A 14705-nucleotide genomic window follows, 5' to 3' on the forward strand; every position below is an offset into this window, starting at 1 on the left:
TACCACCTGTCTTTTTGGGGGTTGGGGGCGTGGCGGGGCGGGGCGGGCCCCCCCCCGGGCTCCCCCCCCCCGCGGCCGCCGTCCGTCAGGACGGCGCCCGGGCCAGCAGGTCCTCCATCACCGCCAGTTGCTCGTCCGGATGCGTCCGCATCGCCCACAGCACGTGCGCGGCGCCCAGCGCCCGTACGCGCGCGAGATCCTCGAGCACCTGCTCCACCGACCCGGTCAGCGGCGTCCGCCTCGCGCGCGGCTTCGCGGTGATGGAGCCGTTGACCCGGACGACGATCGGCACGGACTCCGGATCGCGCCCGGCCCGCTCCGCCGCCCGCCGGAACACCGACACCGTGTCCTCGAGCTGCTCCCACGCCATGACCACCGGATTGAGCCCGAGCCCCAGTCGCGCGGCGCGTTCGACCGCGGCTCGGGCGACGGCGCCGGCGAGGAGCGCCGGTCCGCCCGGCCGCACGGGCTTCGGACCGATCTGCGACTCGGGGATCTCGTAGAACTCTCCCTCGAACCGTACGGGGTCCGGTCCCCACACCGCTCGCATCGCCGCGAGATGCTCCGCGAATCGCGCGCCGCGCCGTTCCCTCGGCACACCGGCCACCGCGAACTCGTGCGCCATCCACCCCTGCCCGAGACCGACGACCAGCCGCCCGCCGCTCAGCACGTCCAGGGTCGCCAGCCGCCGCGCCAGCACGACCGGCGGGTGCAACGGGGCGGCGATCACGCTGGTGCCCAGCCGGATCCGGCTCGTCCGCGCCGCGACGAAGCTCAGCGTCTCCAGCGGGTCGTAGACCGTGGCGTACGCCTCGGGCAGCGGCGCCGACGGCGCGAACCCGCCGTAGGAGACCGGCTCCACGGGGCGCAGCAGCCGCTCGAACGTCCAGACCGCGCCCAGCCCGATCCGCTCGGCCTGCTCCGCCACCCGGACCACCGCCTCGGGCGACGCCCCCGACCCGTACGAGGGAAGGTTGAGCCCGAAGTCCATACGCCCCTCCGGTCGCGGACAGATCGCTCCTGCCGCCGAACCTACCCCGGTCGGTCGGGCCACTACCCATGATGATCCGGACGGCCGGACCGCTGGTGACGATGGCCCCCAAGCCGCCGGTCCGTTGGAAATGCTCGGCGAACGCAGTGCGGAAAGGGGACCAAAGCCCACAGACCCGCACCGCGGACGGCCCCTTTTCCGCACGATCGGTACGACGCCGGACGACCGTCGGCCCGTTGGTCGCGCAGAGCGCATGATCCACCGGACAGGTGTGGGTCATTCTCCGAGGTACGCGTGCAGTTCTTCGGCCGTCATCCGGTCGAAGCGAGAGAGCATCGCGCCGAGGAAACGCAGTTGGTCGAGGTCGGCGGTCGCCACGTAGACGGGGCCGCCGCCGTGCCACTCCCACAGCGGGATGCCGTTGAGGTTCGAGGTCGCCGACCAGCCGGGCGGCGCCGGTAGCTCGACGGGTATTCGTTGCGCGAATCTCAGGCTTATGGCGGCGGCGGCCGGATACTTGCGGATGAGTCGGTCGAGTTGCAACAACTCGGCGGACGTCGAGGGAGTCCGATCGGTCAATGCGCCGATCGACGCGCGCAGCCGGGACAGTGATATTAGGAGCTCTTCTTCGGGCGTCATCGGCGCCGAACCTGAATGGATACGACGTTCTTGATCGCCGTGACGAGATCGTCGACTTCGTCGGCGGTGAGGATTCGGTTCCCGTCACGGAGATAGGTGATCGGCCTGCCCCAGGACCAGTACCACCTCAGGACGCCGCCCTCGTCCGGTCGGCAGGTGACCTGCTCGGACAGGTGGTGGTCCGCCGCGATGACCAACACCGTGTGTCCGTAGAGTTCCGCGTCGAGGCCGGCCGTCTGGCAGGCCTGCGTCAGCCACTTCGCGTAGGCGTATATCTGTTCCGCCGTGTGCTCTTCCATTCGTGGTCCCCTTTCTCGAATCGGGTCCAGAATCGCCATCGGCCGCTTATGATCGGAACACCTTGAAGCGCCTGTCACGGCAAGGCCATGAGGGGGCCGCGCAAGATATTGCGCGTTATGGTCCGGCGAAAGGGGACAAAAATGGGCAGGATGCCGAGCCCGGCATTGATCACTCTCGGCCGTCAGGTCCGGCGGTACCGCGACGCCGCCGGAATCCGCCAGCGGGAGCTGGGTGATCTCCTCGGCTACAGCGAGCCATGGGTGAGCGCGCTGGAGACCGGGCGGCTCCTCCCGAAGGCCGACCAGGTCGCCGCCATCGAGAGGGCGCTGCACATCCCCGCGGGCGTCCTCATGGAGGTCTGCCGGCAACTCGACATCGACCCGACACCCCAGTGGTTCCGAGAGTGGCGCGACGTCGAGACGACAGCGGACGTACTCCGCTGGGTCGAGCTCTCCAACATCCCCGGCCTTCTGCAGACGGAGACGTACGCGTCCGTCCTGCTCGGAGGAGACGAGGCGGCGGTGGCCGCGCGGTTGGAACGCCAACAGCTTCTGACCAGGGAGTCTCCAGAGCCTCCAATGCTGCACTTCGTTCTCGACGAAGCAGTCCTGTACCGAGGACGCGGAGGGCCCAAGATCATGCATGACCAGTTGATGCATCTTGCCGACTCCGCAGGCCCTCGCCGCACAATCCAAGTTGTACGCTCAGAAGTGAATCCCAGAGCGGCAGGGGCGTACATCCTCGCGACCGTGGACGGGCGCGACGTGGCGTATCTGGAGACGGCGGTGCGCGGACTGGTGACCTCCACTCAGGAGGATGTCTCGATCCTTTCGTATGCGTGGGAGTCCGTGCGGTCGTTCGCGATGCCGCAGCACGGGTCGATCGAATTCATTCGCAGAACGGCGGAGGAACGATGGGTCTGATCACTGATTGGCGGAAGTCCCGGCGCAGCGCGGAGAACGGCGGTGCCTGTGTAGAGGTCGCCGTGGCGGAGAAGGCAGCCAAGTAGCCAAGCGGAGCTCCAAAGGAGCAGCCATGGGCCTGATCACTGATTGGCGGAAGTCGCAGCGTAGCGCGCAGAACGGTGGCGCGTGCGTGGAAGTGACCACACTCTGGCGAGCAGTGGAGGAACGATGGGTCTGATCACCGACTGGCGCAAGTCCTGCCGTAGTGGACAGAACGGCGGTGCCTGCGTAGAGGTGGCCGTGACGGAGAAGGCGGCCAAGTAGTCGGGCCAAGCCCTCGGGACGCGCGAACGGTTACCCGGCTCGCTCGCAGGCCGGGTAACCGTCCCCGTGGACGGCTGGGGATCCTAAGGGCGTACGTAGGGGCGGGTCAGGATCTCCATGTTGTGGCCGTCCGGGTCTTCGAAGTAGGCGCCGCGACCGCCGAAGAGGTTGTTCGTCTTCCCCGGTTCGGTGTGGTGGGGGTCGGCATAGTAGGTGACGCGGGCGGCCTCGAGGCGGGCGATCATGTCGTCGAACCGCTCGTCGGGGACGAGGAACGCGTAGTGCTGTGACTGGACCGGCTCGTCCCGCTTGTCGAGATAGTCGAGCGTGACGCCGTTGCCGAGGTCGACGGGCAGGAAGGGCCCGAACGGCGCGCCGACCTCCAGCCCGAGGATCTCGGCGATGAACTCCGCCGATGTTCGCTTGTCCGTGGCGTAGATCGCGGTGTGGTTCAGCTGAACCGTGGTGACGTGCTGTTGGGTCATGGTGATGCCTCTCCTCTTTCGCTGGAATCGGCGACGCGTGGGCGCCGCAGGTCGAGACGGGGGAGAGGGACGGGCGGGCCGCGTGCCCGCCGTGCGGTCACGCGGAGGCCGGGCGCCTCACTCGTGTGTGGCCCATGGCCGACCCGGCAGTCACACCGTCGACCCTAATAGCCCTGATGGAGGAGGACAACGTCGCGTTTAGGGGTGGCCCCGCGTTTCGGGGTGGCCCTGCGGTGATCACTGGCGTTCACTGCGGTCTATGCGCAGCGACCGCCAGTGATCATGGCGTGGCCTGACGCCTGACGCCTGACGCCTGAAACCGAGGTCGATCGATGGTTTGTCGGGAGCCGTGATGAACGCGGTTTCGCAAAGGGGGGCCCTCCATCGGGTCGTTCGGGATCGTTCGGGGGTCCGTCTGCACGATGATTACCTGCATGCGTCGTTTTATGATCATGACCGTCGCCGCGCTCGCGGTGACGTCGGCCTGTTCGAGCGGTTCTCACCCGGCGACGTCGACCGGTGCCGCGGGAACGAAGTCGCCGAAATCGACCGCCGCGGCCGAAGCGGCGACCAAGGCCAACATCCCCGGTTTCTCCGGGCCGGTCGACACGTCCAGCGGTGTCACCCACGTGTTCGGCACGTGCCTGAAATCCTGGTACACCCCGGCGCGATCCGGCACGCGCGTCCACGTGGAGTACCCCGGACCGGCGAATATCAGCGTCGACCTGTCGATGACGGACAAGTCCGAGCCGCCGCCCGAGGCGCACCAGCAGTTCACGATGGCCCAGGGCCGGCAGGCGAAGGATCTGCGGTTCCCGGCGATCTCGCACGCCGGTTACCCGCAGGTCACCGTGACCTCCGGGAGCAAGACGCAGACCTGCGACGCGGCGAAGCACTGAGTCTCCGGCGGGTCGATGATCATTGGCGTTCACTGCTTTCTATAGGCGGCGACCGCCAGTGATCACGGCGTTTCCTCGCCCGTACGGCGCTCCAGGTAGGCGATCAGGCGGACCTCGTTTCGTCTCAGCCGGTCCCGCTCGTCCAGGGGAAGAGCCGCCAGAGCGTCGGGGAGGGTCTTATGGCGCGGGACGTGGGCCATCGTTCCGGTGTAGATCCGGCAGCCAGAACACCAGGACAGGGAGACGCAGCGCTCGTAGCTCGTCGACTCGGGCGGGTGGTAGCGGTACGCGTAGGAACGCACGGTCCTGCGGCAGGCGGCGCAGACCCGGCGGTCGCCGTCCTGGACGAAATTCGACAGGTCGACCTTGAGCCAGCGCTGCGGATCCGGCCCTCTTCAATTCGGCATGACCGCCATTGTGCTACAGCAGCGCGGCCGCTCCCGCCGCGCAGGTCGGCACCCGGCGCCGCCGCGCCGGTCCCGGCCGTACGCGAAGCAAGCCCGGCCCCCTCGGGATCGTGGTCGGCTCGGTCGTCGGATGGCTCAGCCGTTCTTGATCATTTGCTGAGGTGATCGGTTACAGTCGGGGCGATGTCGCGCGGAAGAGGGGGACCATGACCGGAATCGCTCGGCGGGGCTCGTACGGCGTGGACGCGCCCTACGTGCTCTTCGGCCTGGCGTGTGGCGCGGTGGGCCTCGTGTTCGCCGGCATCGGCGTGGGCATCGGGCTCGGCGCGCCGCTCGCCGTGGTGTGCTATGTCCTGGCGGCCGTGATGGCCGTCGGCTTCGCGCTGTACCTGAACGCGACGCGGCGCGGCAAGTTCCAGGTGTGGTCGGAGATCCTCGACGAGGCCGCGCTGCGCGGTGACGAACGGCTGCTCGACCTCGGCTGCGGGCGGGGCGCCGTCCTGCTGCTGGCGGCGCGGCGGCTCACGACGGGCCGGGCGGTCGGCGTCGACCTGTGGCGCACGGTCGACCAGTCGGGCAACGCCATGGCCGTGACCGAGCGCAACAGCGTCGCGGAGGGTGTCCGTGACCGGGTCGAGCTGCGCACCGGGGACATGACGGAGCTGCCGTTCGGCGACGGCGAGTTCGACGTGGTCGTCTCGAACCTCGCCGTGCACAACATCAAGTCCGCCGAGGGCCGGGCGCGGGCGATCGACGAGGCGGTGCGGGTGCTCCGCCCGGGCGGCAGGCTGTTCATCGCGGACATCGTCGCGGCCGCCGAGTACCGGCGGCGGCTCACGGAGCTGGGCGCGGCCGACGTCGAGATGCGGCCGCTCGGCTGGCGGATGTGGTGGGGCGGCCCCTGGATGGGCACCCGGCTCGTCACCGCGGCGAAGGCGGACGACCCGGGCGCCCCCGCGTACTGAGAGGACGACGCGTGCCCTATCCGGAGATCGAACCGTACGACCACGGCATGCTGGACGTCGGCGACGGACAGCGCGTCTACTGGGAGGTCTGCGGCAATCCGAACGGCAGGCCGGCCGTCGCGCTGCACGGCGGGCCGGGCTCGGGGTGCGGGCCGTGGTGGCGGAGGCGCTTCGACCCCGAGGCCTACCGGGTCGTGCTGTTCGACCAGCGCGGCTGTGGTCGCAGCACGCCCCACGCGAGCGCCCCGGTCGTCGACCTGAGCGCCAACACGACCGACCATCTGATCGCCGACATCGAACTCCTGCGCCGGCACTTGGCGATCGACCGGTGGCTGGTGCTCGGCGGCTCCTGGGGATCCACCCTCGGGCTCGCCTACGCGGAACGGCATCCCGACCGGGTCAGCGAACTCGTCCTGTTCGCGGTGGGCATGACGCGGCGCTGGGAGGTCGAGTGGATCACCCGGGACGTCGGCCGGCTCTTCCCCGAGCAGTGGGCGCGGTTCCGCGAGGGCGTGCCGGCCGCCGACCGGGACGGCAGCCTCGTCGAGGCGTACAGCCGGCTGTTGCACGACCCCGACCCCGCCGTCCGTGAGCGGGCCGCGCGTGACTGGTGCGCGTGGGAGGACTCGCACGTGGCCGTCCGGCCGGATCACCGCCCCGACCCACGGTACGAGGACCCGGCCTTCCGGATGTGCTTCGCCCGGCTGGTGACCCACTATTGGCGGCATGCCGCGTTCCTCGGCGACGATGTCCTGCTCCGCGACGCGCGACGCCTCGCCGGAATCCCCGGCGTGCTGATCCACGGCCGCCTCGACGCCAGCAGCCCGCTCCACACGGCCTGGGAACTGTCCCGCGCCTGGCCGGACAGTGAGCTGATCGTCATCGAGGACGCGGGACACGGCGGGGGCGGCATGACCGACGCCATCGTGGCGGCCACGGACCGCTTCGCCGCCCCGGTCAGGCGACCGGCTCGGACGGAGCCGACCTGAGCGGCGGACCCACCCGGACCGGTTCGGGACGGTAGGGGCGGACCAGCCCGCTGACCGTCAGCGGGGCGACGGCGAGGAGACAGAGCCAGGCGCTCCGCCCTGGCACCGGCGGCCCGCTCGCGGCCGCCGAGACCGCGCTGAGCGCCGTGTACCGCCATCTCGATCGGTGCAAGATGGCGCCCAACACGGTGAAGACGTACAAGCGGCAGACCCGCGTGTTCGTCGCCTGGCTGGCCACCCGCGCCGCCGATCACCCGGACGCGTTCGCCGACCTGGTCGGCGCCGAGGCCGCCGTCACCGCCTGGCGTCGGCACCTGATCGAGGGCCGGGCCAAGCCCGCCACCGTCAACCAGGCCCTGTCCGCCGCCACGCTGATGTACGCCCAAGCCGGGCTGCGCATCGCGGTCAAGCGCGCGCGCTGCCAAGCCCGGCGAGCCCGACGCCCTGACCGTCGCCGAGCAGGGCGCCGTGGAACGCGCGGCCGCCCGCCGCGGTGTTCGCGACGCGGCAATCGTCGCGGTGCTGCTGTACGCCGGGGCCCGGGTGGAGGAGTGCGCCCGCCTGGAGCTGGAGGATGTCGCCATCACCGCCCGTACCGGCACCGTCCGGCTGCACGGCAAGGGCGATGAGGTCCGCACCGTCTCCCTTCCGGCGATCGCCCGTGCCCGCATCGCGGACTGGCTGGATGAGCGCGGCCGCGAAGCGGGCGCGCTGTGGACCGGACAGCGCGGCCGGCTCACCGGCTCTGGCATCACCCAGGTCGTCGTCCTGGCCGTCGGCGACGACGCCGGCATCACCGGCCTTCGCCCCCACCGGCTCCGCCACACCTTCGGCACCCGCCTGCGCCAAGGCGGCGCCGACCCCGCCCAGGTCCAAGCCTTGCTCGGTCACTCGTCTCTGGACACCTCGGCGCGGTACTTCAGGGCCGGAACCGCCGAGACCGCTGCCGTCGTCGAGCGCGTCTTCGAATAACCCCAGATCAGACATGGGTTCGTTGGATTTTCCGCGTTCGCTACGGGCTACCCCGAGCTGGAGCGGGCCGCGCCGGCGCCGAGCGTGAGCGTATGGCGCTGGGCGAGGCGTACGACGCCCGGATCGGCGCGTTGGAGGAGGCCCGCGTCGACCTCCGTCAGCAGGTCGAGGACGCGCGTCGGGAGCGTGACGCGGCCCGGGCCGAGCGAGAGCAGCTCGGCCCGCGCTACGCGCACATCCCGCTCCGCCTCGTCACCCTCGACCCGGCCGACGTTGCCACCCTGGCAGCGGCCGCCCACGTCATGGGTGACCCACACGCCGTCTTCGGTGCCGGAGACACCCGCTACGCCGCGCGGTTGGCGGCGGACCTACCGGTTGTCCGGGTCAGCAGTGCATGACGGAGAAGATGGTGCCGAGTTGGCTCGCCGGGGTCCACCCCGTGATTCCGACGGCCACGTCGCTGGCGAAGTACCACGTTTCTCCATTGGAGATGACGAAGCAGCCGATGCTGGCGGCGTCGGCCCACCCCGTCTTGGCCTTGACGTTGCAGTCGGTGTACTGCCCCGTGTAGATGTACACATAGGCGTTGTACTTGCCCACGGCGTGGGAGTTGTTACCCGGCGTCCAGCCGCAGTGGGCGGCGTCGCTGGGAGAGGCTCCGCCGGTCACGGTGGCCTCGGCCGGTGCCGAGAGCGCGGCGAGGGCGAGGCTGCCTGTGAGGGCGGCGCCTACGATTTTCAGGGACTTGCTCACGACGTTCCTTTCGTCGGAACCGATGTCCCTCCCTGGATAAAGGCAAAATTGTCCAGCGGGTAGCGATGTGGACAATCAACCGGCGTGCTTTTGTCCAGACGACGCGGACGACGCATGCACGGCGGCGGTGAGCGGCCGGCCGCGCCCTCCGCGCGGCCGGTCTCGGATGGATCAGTGCCGGTCCGGGTGGCGGAGCCGGGCCGCGGTGGAGGCGCCTAGCCACCTGCGCCGCGACCATAGCGACGAGGTCCGCTGGACGCTGATGGCCGCATACCTGTTCTGTCGTCAGCGGGAGATCACCAACACCCTGGTCGATCTGCTGATCGCGACGGTGCATCGGATCAACGCCCGGCGGCCGCCGATTCCCGGCAGCGGTGGCGGGGCCTGCCTAACCGGTCACGCAGGGGGTGCTGGCGGCGGCCACTGGTTTGATGGACGGGTCGCTCACGGCCACGGTCACGGTCACACATCCACCGGAAGTGAGGAGCATGTTTCCCCACATAAACGTGCCTGGGTAGGGTTCGGTGAAGAAGAGCCGACCCAGACCGCCCGCGTGTTGCGCGATGAGGATGACGCTGGCGTACGGGGCGATGCGGTCCAGCGCCTTGGTGGGTTCAAAGCGCGCCCAGACGGCTTTGCAAGCGAGGGAATAGCGGGCGATGGCTTGTCCGATGACGAGGCGTCCGGGCCGGTCGATGATGTCGGCGTGGCCCACATCTTTGGAGTCTTTGTCACAACCGGTATCGAGCGGATCCTTATCGTCTCCGGGTACGGCGTGAAGCTGCGGGCTCGGCAAGTGTTCGGTGTTCGCCTGCCGACCGGCCGAGGTGGAAGAATCGCCGAGGAACCATGGCACGTTCAGGGCCATCACCGCGATGGCCGCTCCGACCAGGGCCAGGCCCGTGAGCAGCAACCGAACGGCCAACGGCGATAGCGAGCCGGTTCGGGCGGAGTTACCGCCGTCCACCGTCCGGATGTGTCCGGATGCGGGTGGCTCATCTTTCGATCAGGACTGAGGGGGCGGGGTCCTCGGGTCGGGCAGCAGGTCGGCCAGTGCGGTGCGCACGGCGACTCGGCTCACCCCGTGCTCACGTGCGAGAGCCGCGATCGAGGCGCCGGTCTTTAGTACGGCCGAGCCCCGGATGTCCCTGCTTGTGGATGTCCGGGGCTCGGGTGTGCTGGGGGTGGCCCCCCTTCGAGCAAGTTATCCCGCTCGGGGCCGCGCTCCTCGTCTTGCAAGATCGCTTCTGTCGGATTGTCCGACCGGGCTGTTTTGTGGACAATCCGGAAGGGTTCCCATCAATGATGGACGGAGGCGTCAATGGGGCGGCGTATGCGGCCGTTGGATCCAGGAGCCGGACCGGTGGAACGTTTTGCCAGTGAGCTGCGTGCGTTACGAGCGTTGGCGGGCGAACCGCCGTTTTGGAAGATGGCGCGGCGGTGCGCGGTGTCCAAGAGCGCATTGGCGGACGCGGCCGCAGGTCGCCGGCTGCCGTCCCAGCACGTCACGCGTGAGTTCGTGCGTGTGTGCGGTGGTGACTGGTCCTGGTGGAGGGACCGATGGTCACAAGTTTCGGCCGAACTGGCAACGCCTACCGACGCCGACGCCACGGACCAATCCGGTGGCGCCTTGGCCGTCCCTTCCACTACAGCCCTGAGCGTCTTGAAAAACCAGGTCACGCACAATGCCGCGCCCGAGCAGCAGGAGCTGCTCGGGTGGCCTCGCATGCGGACCGCTCACGGTACGATTCGACGGCCCCGGCGTTTCTCACCTCGGTTCTGGCTGCACTCACTCGCGATGGCCACGGCCGGTGCGGCCATCGTGGTGGCGGCTCAGAACGCACCGCGGCTCCTTAAGGATTCCCCCACATCGGCCGATCGGCAGGTGAACGCCGAACACTCACCGAGCCCGCAGCTTCACGCCGTCCCCGGAGACGATAAGGATCCCCGCGATACAGGCTGCGACGCGGACGCCAAGACCGTGGGCCTCGCCGACATCAACATCTACCGGCCCGGACGCACCGTCATCGGACAAGCCATCACCCGATATTCCCCCGCCTGCAAAGCCGCCTGGGCACGCTTCGAACCCACCAAGGCACTAAACCGCTTCGCCCCGCACGCCCACATCACCCTCGTCACGATGCGCCCGACCGATCACCGCCGAGTCACCTACTCCGGACCCTACGAAGACGTGTTCATGTGGGGGAACATGCTCCTCACCACCACTGGATGCGTCACCGCGACCGTGACCATCAGCGACCCCGCCCTCAAACCACCGGCCACCGCCAGCACCCCCTGCACGACCGGTTAGGAGACATCGGCGCGGGAGGGGAAATCTTCGACGGCCGGGCCAGCGTGCGCCGGGCACGCGGATGGCTCACCGGCAGGCCGTGGCTGACCGACCGGGCGCTGGGCGGTGGGCTCACCGCCTTCGACGCGGTGACGTTGTCGGCCCGGACGCCGACGCCGAGCGCGGCGGGCCTGGCGTTGCGGGGGCTGCAGACCGTTCCGCTGTTCTGGCGGCGGTGCCGTCCGCGCCTGGTGCTGACGGCGATGACGGTCGCCTTCGCGATCTTCGAGGTGGCCGACCCGGTGCCGGGGAAGACGCCGGGCCCGTACTTCCTGATCTTCGGAGTGTTCGCGCTCGTCCGCCGGACCTCGGCACGGGCCAGCCTGGCGTGGGTGCTGCCGTCCCTCGTCGCCGCGGTGGCGACGGACGCCCTCAGCGGCCGGTCCGGGCCGCCCCGCCTCGACTCCCTCGAACCGACCACCGCGACGGCCTTCGTCGCGTACTTCCTCGTCGCCTGGCTCCTGGGGTACGGCGCGCGGCGGATCGACCTCGACGCCCGCCGGCTCCGGGACCTGGGCGACCGGCTCCGCGCCCAACAGGAGATCAACGCGCGTCAGGCCGTCGTCACGGAGCGGGCGCGCATCGCCCGTGACCTGCACGACATCGTCGCGCACCACGTCACGGCGGCGCTCGACGCGTCAGCCGACGCGCTGCCGGCCGCCATCCAGGTCTCGGTGTACCGGATCCTGCAGGAAGCGTTGACCAACGTCTTCCGGCACGCCGGCCCCGTCGGCGTCCGGGTCACCGTGCGCGTCGGCGGCCACCGCCTGACGATCGAGGTCGAGAAGGGCCCGGCCAGCGCGGACCACCGGCCGACCGTGGGATCCGGTCGCGGTCTGCTGGGCATCCGCGAGCGCGTCACGGCCTTCGACGGAACCCTTCACGCCGGTCCGTGTCCGCATGGCGGGTGGCGGGTCCACGCCGCGCTTCCGCTCCGGGAGGTTCGATGACGATCCGGGTACTGCTCGCCGACGATCAGGAGATGGTCCGGGCGGCGTTGCGGGCCGTCATCGATCGCCGCGAGGACCTGTGCGTCGTCAACCGCATCCTCACCCGGCTCGGCCTGGAGAACCGCGTCCAGGCCGCCATCCTCGCCCGCGACGCGGGACCGATCCCGCCCCTTCCGTAGCACCGGCGGCGGCCCCGCCGGGAGCGGGGCCGCCGTCGTACCGGTTCAGCGGGACAGGATGTGGTCGCGGGCCTCGGCGTACCGCTCGCGGATGGCCGGGACCGCGTCGGCCTCGTACGTCGCCAGGCCTTCCCGCTCCCAGCGCGGCGGCTCGGCCGCGCCGGACAGCGCCCAGGCGGCCTGGGCGGCCGCGCCCTCGGCGACGTACTCCCCGATGGGTGGCACCAGCACCGGCCGGCCGAAGACGGTCGGCGCGATGCGGCGGACGGCCTCCGAGCGGGCGGCGCCGCCGATCAGCAGCACCCGGTCGGCCCGCGCGCCCTGGGCCACGAGCGCGTCCAGCCCGTCGGCGAGGCCGCACAGCATGCCCTCGATCGCCGCGCGGGCCAGGTGCGCCGGGGTGGACGTGGCCAGGCGCAGGCCGTGCACCGAGCCGGTGGCGTCCGGCCGGTTCGGCGTGCGCTCGCCCTCCAGGTACGGCACGAGGACCAGGCCGTCCGCGCCAGGCGGTGCGGACAGCGCCAGCCGGGAGACCTCCTGGTGGTCGACGCCGAGCAGGGCCGCGGCGGCGTCGAGCACCCGGGCGGCGTTCAGCGTGCAGACGAGCGGCAGGAACCGGCCCGTCGCGTCGGCGAAGCCGGCGACGTCCCCGGCCGGGTCGGCGGACGCCCGCTCGGCCGCGGTGAACACCGTCCCGGAGGTGCCGAGGGACACCACGACGTCGCCGGGCCGCAGGCCCAGCCCGAGCGCCGCGCCCATGTTGTCGCCGGTCCCGGCCGACACCAGCGCGCCGGAGGGCGCATGCCCGGCGGCCTCGGCCGGGCCGAGGACGCGCGGCAGCTCCGGGACCCGCCCGAACGCGAGTTCCAGGAGGTCCGGCCGGTACTCCCCGGTGGCGGGGGACCAGTAGCCGGTGCCGGACGCGTCGCCCCGGTCGGTGACGAACTCGCCGGTCAGCCGCCACGTCAGGTAGTCGTGCGGCAGGCACACCGACGCCGTACGGGCGGCGGCGTCCGGCTCGTGCCCGGCCAGCCAGCGCAGCTTGGTCACCGTGAACGACGCGACCGGCACGCTGCCGGCCGCGTCGGCCCACTTCGCGGGCCCGCCGAGCTCCTCGACCAGGTCGCGGGCGGCGTCGGCCGAGCGGGTGTCGTTCCACAGCAGCGCCGGCCGGACGACCTCGCCGGCCTCCGACAGGCAGACCATGCCGTGCTGCTGGGCCGCGACGCCGATCGCGGCGACGTCGTCCAGGCCGCCCGCCGACTCGGTGGCACGGCCGAGGGCGTCCCACCAGGCGGCGGGGTCGGCCTCGGTGCCGTCCGGGTGCGGCGCCTGACCGGCGCGGACGACCGCGCCGGTCTCGGCGTCGGCGACGACGACCTTGCAGGACTGGGTCGACGAGTCGACCCCCGCGACGAGTGTCACCGGGCGCCGAGGATGTGCTCGACGGCGAGCTGGTCGAGACGCTCGTAGTGGTAGCCCCGCTCGGCGGCGGCCTCCAGGTCAAAGTCGTCCTGGGCCAGCGAGTCGTACGTCTCGCCCTCCGCGAGCGTCGGCACCGCGAGCTGGTCGGTACGCGAGGCGGCGAGGGCCTCCTGCACCTCCGGGTCGGCGCGGAACGCCCGCGCGCGCTCCTTGAGGATGAGGTAGGTGCGCATGTTCGCGGCGGCCGAGGCCCACACGCCGGAGATGTCCTCGGTGCGGGTCGGCTTGTAGTCGAAGTGGCGCGGCCCGTCGTACCCGCCGTTCTCCAGCAGGTCGACGAGGAAGAACGCGCTCTTGAGGTCGCCGTGGCCGAAGACCAGGTCCTGGTCGTACTTCGGGCCGTGCTGGCCGTTCAGGTCGATGTGGAAGAGCTTGCCGTGCCACAGCGCCTGGGCGATGCCGTGGACGAAGTTCATCCCGGCCATCTGCTCGTGCCCGACCTCGGGGTTGAGGCCGACCATGTCGGCGTGCTCGAGCGAGCCGATGAACGCGAGCGCGTGGCCGATCGTGGGCAGCAGGATGTCGCCGCGCGGCTCGTTCGGCTTCGGCTCGAGCGCGAACCGGATGCCGTAGCCCTTGTCGGTGACATAGGTGGCGAGGGTGTCGATGGCCTCGCGGAACCGGTCCAGCGCGACCCGCACGTCCTTGGCGGCGTCGGACTCGGCGCCCTCGCGGCCGCCCCAGAATACGTACGTCTTGGCGCCCAGCTCGGCGGCCAGGTCGAGGTTGCGGATGACCTTGCGGAGGGCGTACCGGCGGATGTCGCGGTCGTTGGAGGTGAACGCGCCGTCCTTGAACACCGGGTGGGTGAACAGGTTCGTCGTCGCCATCGGGACCTTGAGGCCGGTCTCGTCGAGCGCCTTGCGGAACGCCGCGACCGCCTTGTCCCGGTCCGGCTCTACGGCGAGGAGGTCGTCGTCGTGGAACGTCACCCCGTAGGCGCCGAGCTCCGCGAGCCGGTGCACCGACTCCACCGGGTCGAGCGGGGGCCGCGTCGCGTCGCCGAACGGGTCGCGTGCCTGCCAGCCGACGGTCCACAGCCCGAAGGTGAACTTGTCCTCAGGGGTGGGTTCGAACATCTCGTCTCCTCATTTCGTTCACGCTCTGGACTA

The 14705-nt window shown here is 70.6% G+C and carries 21 protein-coding genes; 12 read left to right on the forward strand and 9 right to left on the reverse strand.

What is annotated here, in order from left to right; all coding sequences use genetic code 11:
• Nucleotides 1–85: 85 nt before the first annotated feature.
• From AB0K82_RS37270 to AB0K82_RS37280, 3 genes are all read right to left on the reverse strand, one after another.
• A complete protein-coding gene (locus AB0K82_RS37270) occupies nt 86–991 on the reverse strand; it encodes a TIGR03619 family F420-dependent LLM class oxidoreductase (RefSeq protein ID WP_364406193.1) in 906 nt (301 codons plus the stop codon).
• 276 nt (nt 992–1267) lie between these two features.
• Nucleotides 1268–1630, reverse strand: coding sequence for a hypothetical protein (locus AB0K82_RS37275; RefSeq protein WP_364406196.1), 363 nt, complete (start codon nt 1628–1630; stop codon nt 1268–1270).
• Nucleotides 1627–1929, reverse strand: coding sequence for a hypothetical protein (locus AB0K82_RS37280; protein WP_364406199.1), 303 nt, complete (start codon nt 1927–1929; stop codon nt 1627–1629). Before AB0K82_RS37280 ends, AB0K82_RS37275 begins: the two co-directional genes overlap by 4 nt.
• Nucleotides 1930–2016: 87 nt before the next feature.
• Here AB0K82_RS37280 and AB0K82_RS37285 point away from each other — a divergent pair, with 87 nt between their 5' ends.
• From AB0K82_RS37285 to AB0K82_RS37300, 4 genes are read left to right on the forward strand one after another with little or no spacing between them, the layout of a single operon-like run.
• Entirely contained in the window at nt 2017–2853 is an 837-nt protein-coding gene (locus AB0K82_RS37285) for a helix-turn-helix transcriptional regulator (RefSeq protein WP_364406201.1), read from the forward strand.
• Nucleotides 2844–2939 carry a DUF397 domain-containing protein gene (locus tag AB0K82_RS37290; RefSeq protein ID WP_364406204.1) on the forward strand — a complete coding sequence of 32 codons (96 nt, stop codon included), beginning with the start codon at nt 2844–2846 and terminating at the stop codon, nt 2937–2939. The genes AB0K82_RS37285 and AB0K82_RS37290 overlap by 10 nt, the downstream gene beginning before the upstream one ends.
• A 26-nt stretch (nt 2940–2965) precedes the next feature.
• Nucleotides 2966–3073 carry a DUF397 domain-containing protein gene (locus AB0K82_RS37295; RefSeq protein ID WP_364406207.1) on the forward strand — a complete coding sequence of 36 codons (108 nt, stop codon included), beginning with the start codon at nt 2966–2968 and terminating at the stop codon, nt 3071–3073.
• A complete protein-coding gene (locus AB0K82_RS37300) occupies nt 3064–3159 on the forward strand; it encodes a DUF397 domain-containing protein (RefSeq protein WP_364406210.1) in 96 nt (31 codons plus the stop codon). Before AB0K82_RS37295 ends, AB0K82_RS37300 begins: the two co-directional genes overlap by 10 nt.
• Nucleotides 3160–3242: 83 nt before the next feature.
• Here the strand turns inward: AB0K82_RS37300 and AB0K82_RS37305 are convergent, their stop codons facing one another.
• Nucleotides 3243–3644: a VOC family protein gene (locus tag AB0K82_RS37305; RefSeq protein ID WP_364406213.1), complete on the reverse strand. Its 402-nt coding sequence runs from the start codon at nt 3642–3644 to the stop codon at nt 3243–3245.
• A 434-nt stretch (nt 3645–4078) separates the two neighbouring features.
• Between AB0K82_RS37305 and AB0K82_RS37310 the strand changes: the two genes are divergently transcribed.
• Complete coding sequence (locus AB0K82_RS37310; protein ID WP_364406216.1) at nt 4079–4543, forward strand: hypothetical protein; 465 nt, start codon at nt 4079–4081, stop codon at nt 4541–4543.
• A gap of 62 nt (nt 4544–4605) precedes the next feature.
• Here AB0K82_RS37310 and AB0K82_RS37315 read toward each other — a convergent pair whose 3' ends face one another.
• Nucleotides 4606–4845, reverse strand: coding sequence for a hypothetical protein (locus AB0K82_RS37315; protein ID WP_364406219.1), 240 nt, complete (start codon nt 4843–4845; stop codon nt 4606–4608).
• Nucleotides 4846–5156: 311 nt separating this feature from the next.
• Here AB0K82_RS37315 and AB0K82_RS37320 point away from each other — a divergent pair, with 311 nt between their 5' ends.
• The 4 genes from AB0K82_RS37320 to AB0K82_RS37335 all read left to right on the forward strand — a co-directional run bounded on the left by AB0K82_RS37320 (nt 5157) and on the right by AB0K82_RS37335 (nt 8274).
• The gene (locus AB0K82_RS37320; RefSeq protein WP_364406222.1) at nt 5157–5915 is read left to right on the forward strand and encodes a class I SAM-dependent methyltransferase; all 759 of its coding nucleotides are present in this window, start codon (nt 5157–5159) and stop codon (nt 5913–5915) included.
• An 11-nt stretch (nt 5916–5926) separates the two neighbouring features.
• Nucleotides 5927–6904, forward strand: a complete 978-nt coding sequence (pip, locus tag AB0K82_RS37325) for a prolyl aminopeptidase (RefSeq protein WP_364406225.1) — start codon at nt 5927–5929, stop codon at nt 6902–6904.
• 468 nt (nt 6905–7372) lie between these two features.
• Nucleotides 7373–7876: a site-specific integrase gene (locus AB0K82_RS37330; RefSeq protein WP_364406228.1), complete on the forward strand. Its 504-nt coding sequence runs from the start codon at nt 7373–7375 to the stop codon at nt 7874–7876.
• 92 nt (nt 7877–7968) lie between these two features.
• The gene (locus tag AB0K82_RS37335; protein ID WP_364406231.1) at nt 7969–8274 is read left to right on the forward strand and encodes a hypothetical protein; all 306 of its coding nucleotides are present in this window, start codon (nt 7969–7971) and stop codon (nt 8272–8274) included.
• Here AB0K82_RS37335 and AB0K82_RS37340 read toward each other — a convergent pair.
• Nucleotides 8261–8629, reverse strand: coding sequence for a hypothetical protein (locus AB0K82_RS37340; protein WP_364406233.1), 369 nt, complete (start codon nt 8627–8629; stop codon nt 8261–8263). The two genes, AB0K82_RS37335 and AB0K82_RS37340, sit on opposite strands and share 14 nt — an antisense overlap.
• 388 nt (nt 8630–9017) lie before the next feature.
• Nucleotides 9018–9596: a hypothetical protein gene (locus AB0K82_RS37345; protein ID WP_364406236.1), complete on the reverse strand. Its 579-nt coding sequence runs from the start codon at nt 9594–9596 to the stop codon at nt 9018–9020.
• Between the two features lie 396 nt (nt 9597–9992).
• On the opposite strand from AB0K82_RS37345, the gene AB0K82_RS37350 reads away from it, so the two are divergent.
• From AB0K82_RS37350 to AB0K82_RS37360, 3 genes are read left to right on the forward strand one after another with little or no spacing between them, the layout of a single operon-like run.
• Nucleotides 9993–10940 (forward strand): DUF2690 domain-containing protein, encoded by a 948-nt coding sequence (locus tag AB0K82_RS37350; RefSeq protein WP_364406238.1) that lies wholly within the window; start codon nt 9993–9995, stop codon nt 10938–10940.
• A gap of 44 nt (nt 10941–10984) precedes the next feature.
• The gene (locus AB0K82_RS37355) at nt 10985–11929 is read left to right on the forward strand and encodes an ATP-binding protein (protein WP_364406241.1); all 945 of its coding nucleotides are present in this window, start codon (nt 10985–10987) and stop codon (nt 11927–11929) included.
• Nucleotides 11926–12108: a hypothetical protein gene (locus AB0K82_RS37360; RefSeq protein ID WP_364406244.1), complete on the forward strand. Its 183-nt coding sequence runs from the start codon at nt 11926–11928 to the stop codon at nt 12106–12108. The genes AB0K82_RS37355 and AB0K82_RS37360 overlap by 4 nt, the downstream gene beginning before the upstream one ends.
• Before the next feature lie 45 nt (nt 12109–12153).
• Here AB0K82_RS37360 and xylB read toward each other — a convergent pair whose 3' ends face one another.
• Nucleotides 12154–13533: a xylulokinase gene (gene xylB, locus AB0K82_RS37365; protein WP_364406247.1), complete on the reverse strand. Its 1380-nt coding sequence runs from the start codon at nt 13531–13533 to the stop codon at nt 12154–12156.
• On the reverse strand, nt 13530–14672 hold the full coding sequence (gene xylA, locus AB0K82_RS37370; RefSeq protein ID WP_364406250.1) for a xylose isomerase: 1143 nt from the start codon (nt 14670–14672) through the stop codon (nt 13530–13532). Before xylA ends, xylB begins: the two co-directional genes overlap by 4 nt.
• Nucleotides 14673–14705 lie beyond the last annotated feature (33 nt).

The organism is Actinoallomurus sp. NPDC052274, from assembly GCF_040679475.1.
In the GTDB taxonomy this organism is placed as follows: Bacteria; Actinomycetota; Actinomycetes; order Streptosporangiales; family Streptosporangiaceae; genus Actinoallomurus; species Actinoallomurus liliacearum.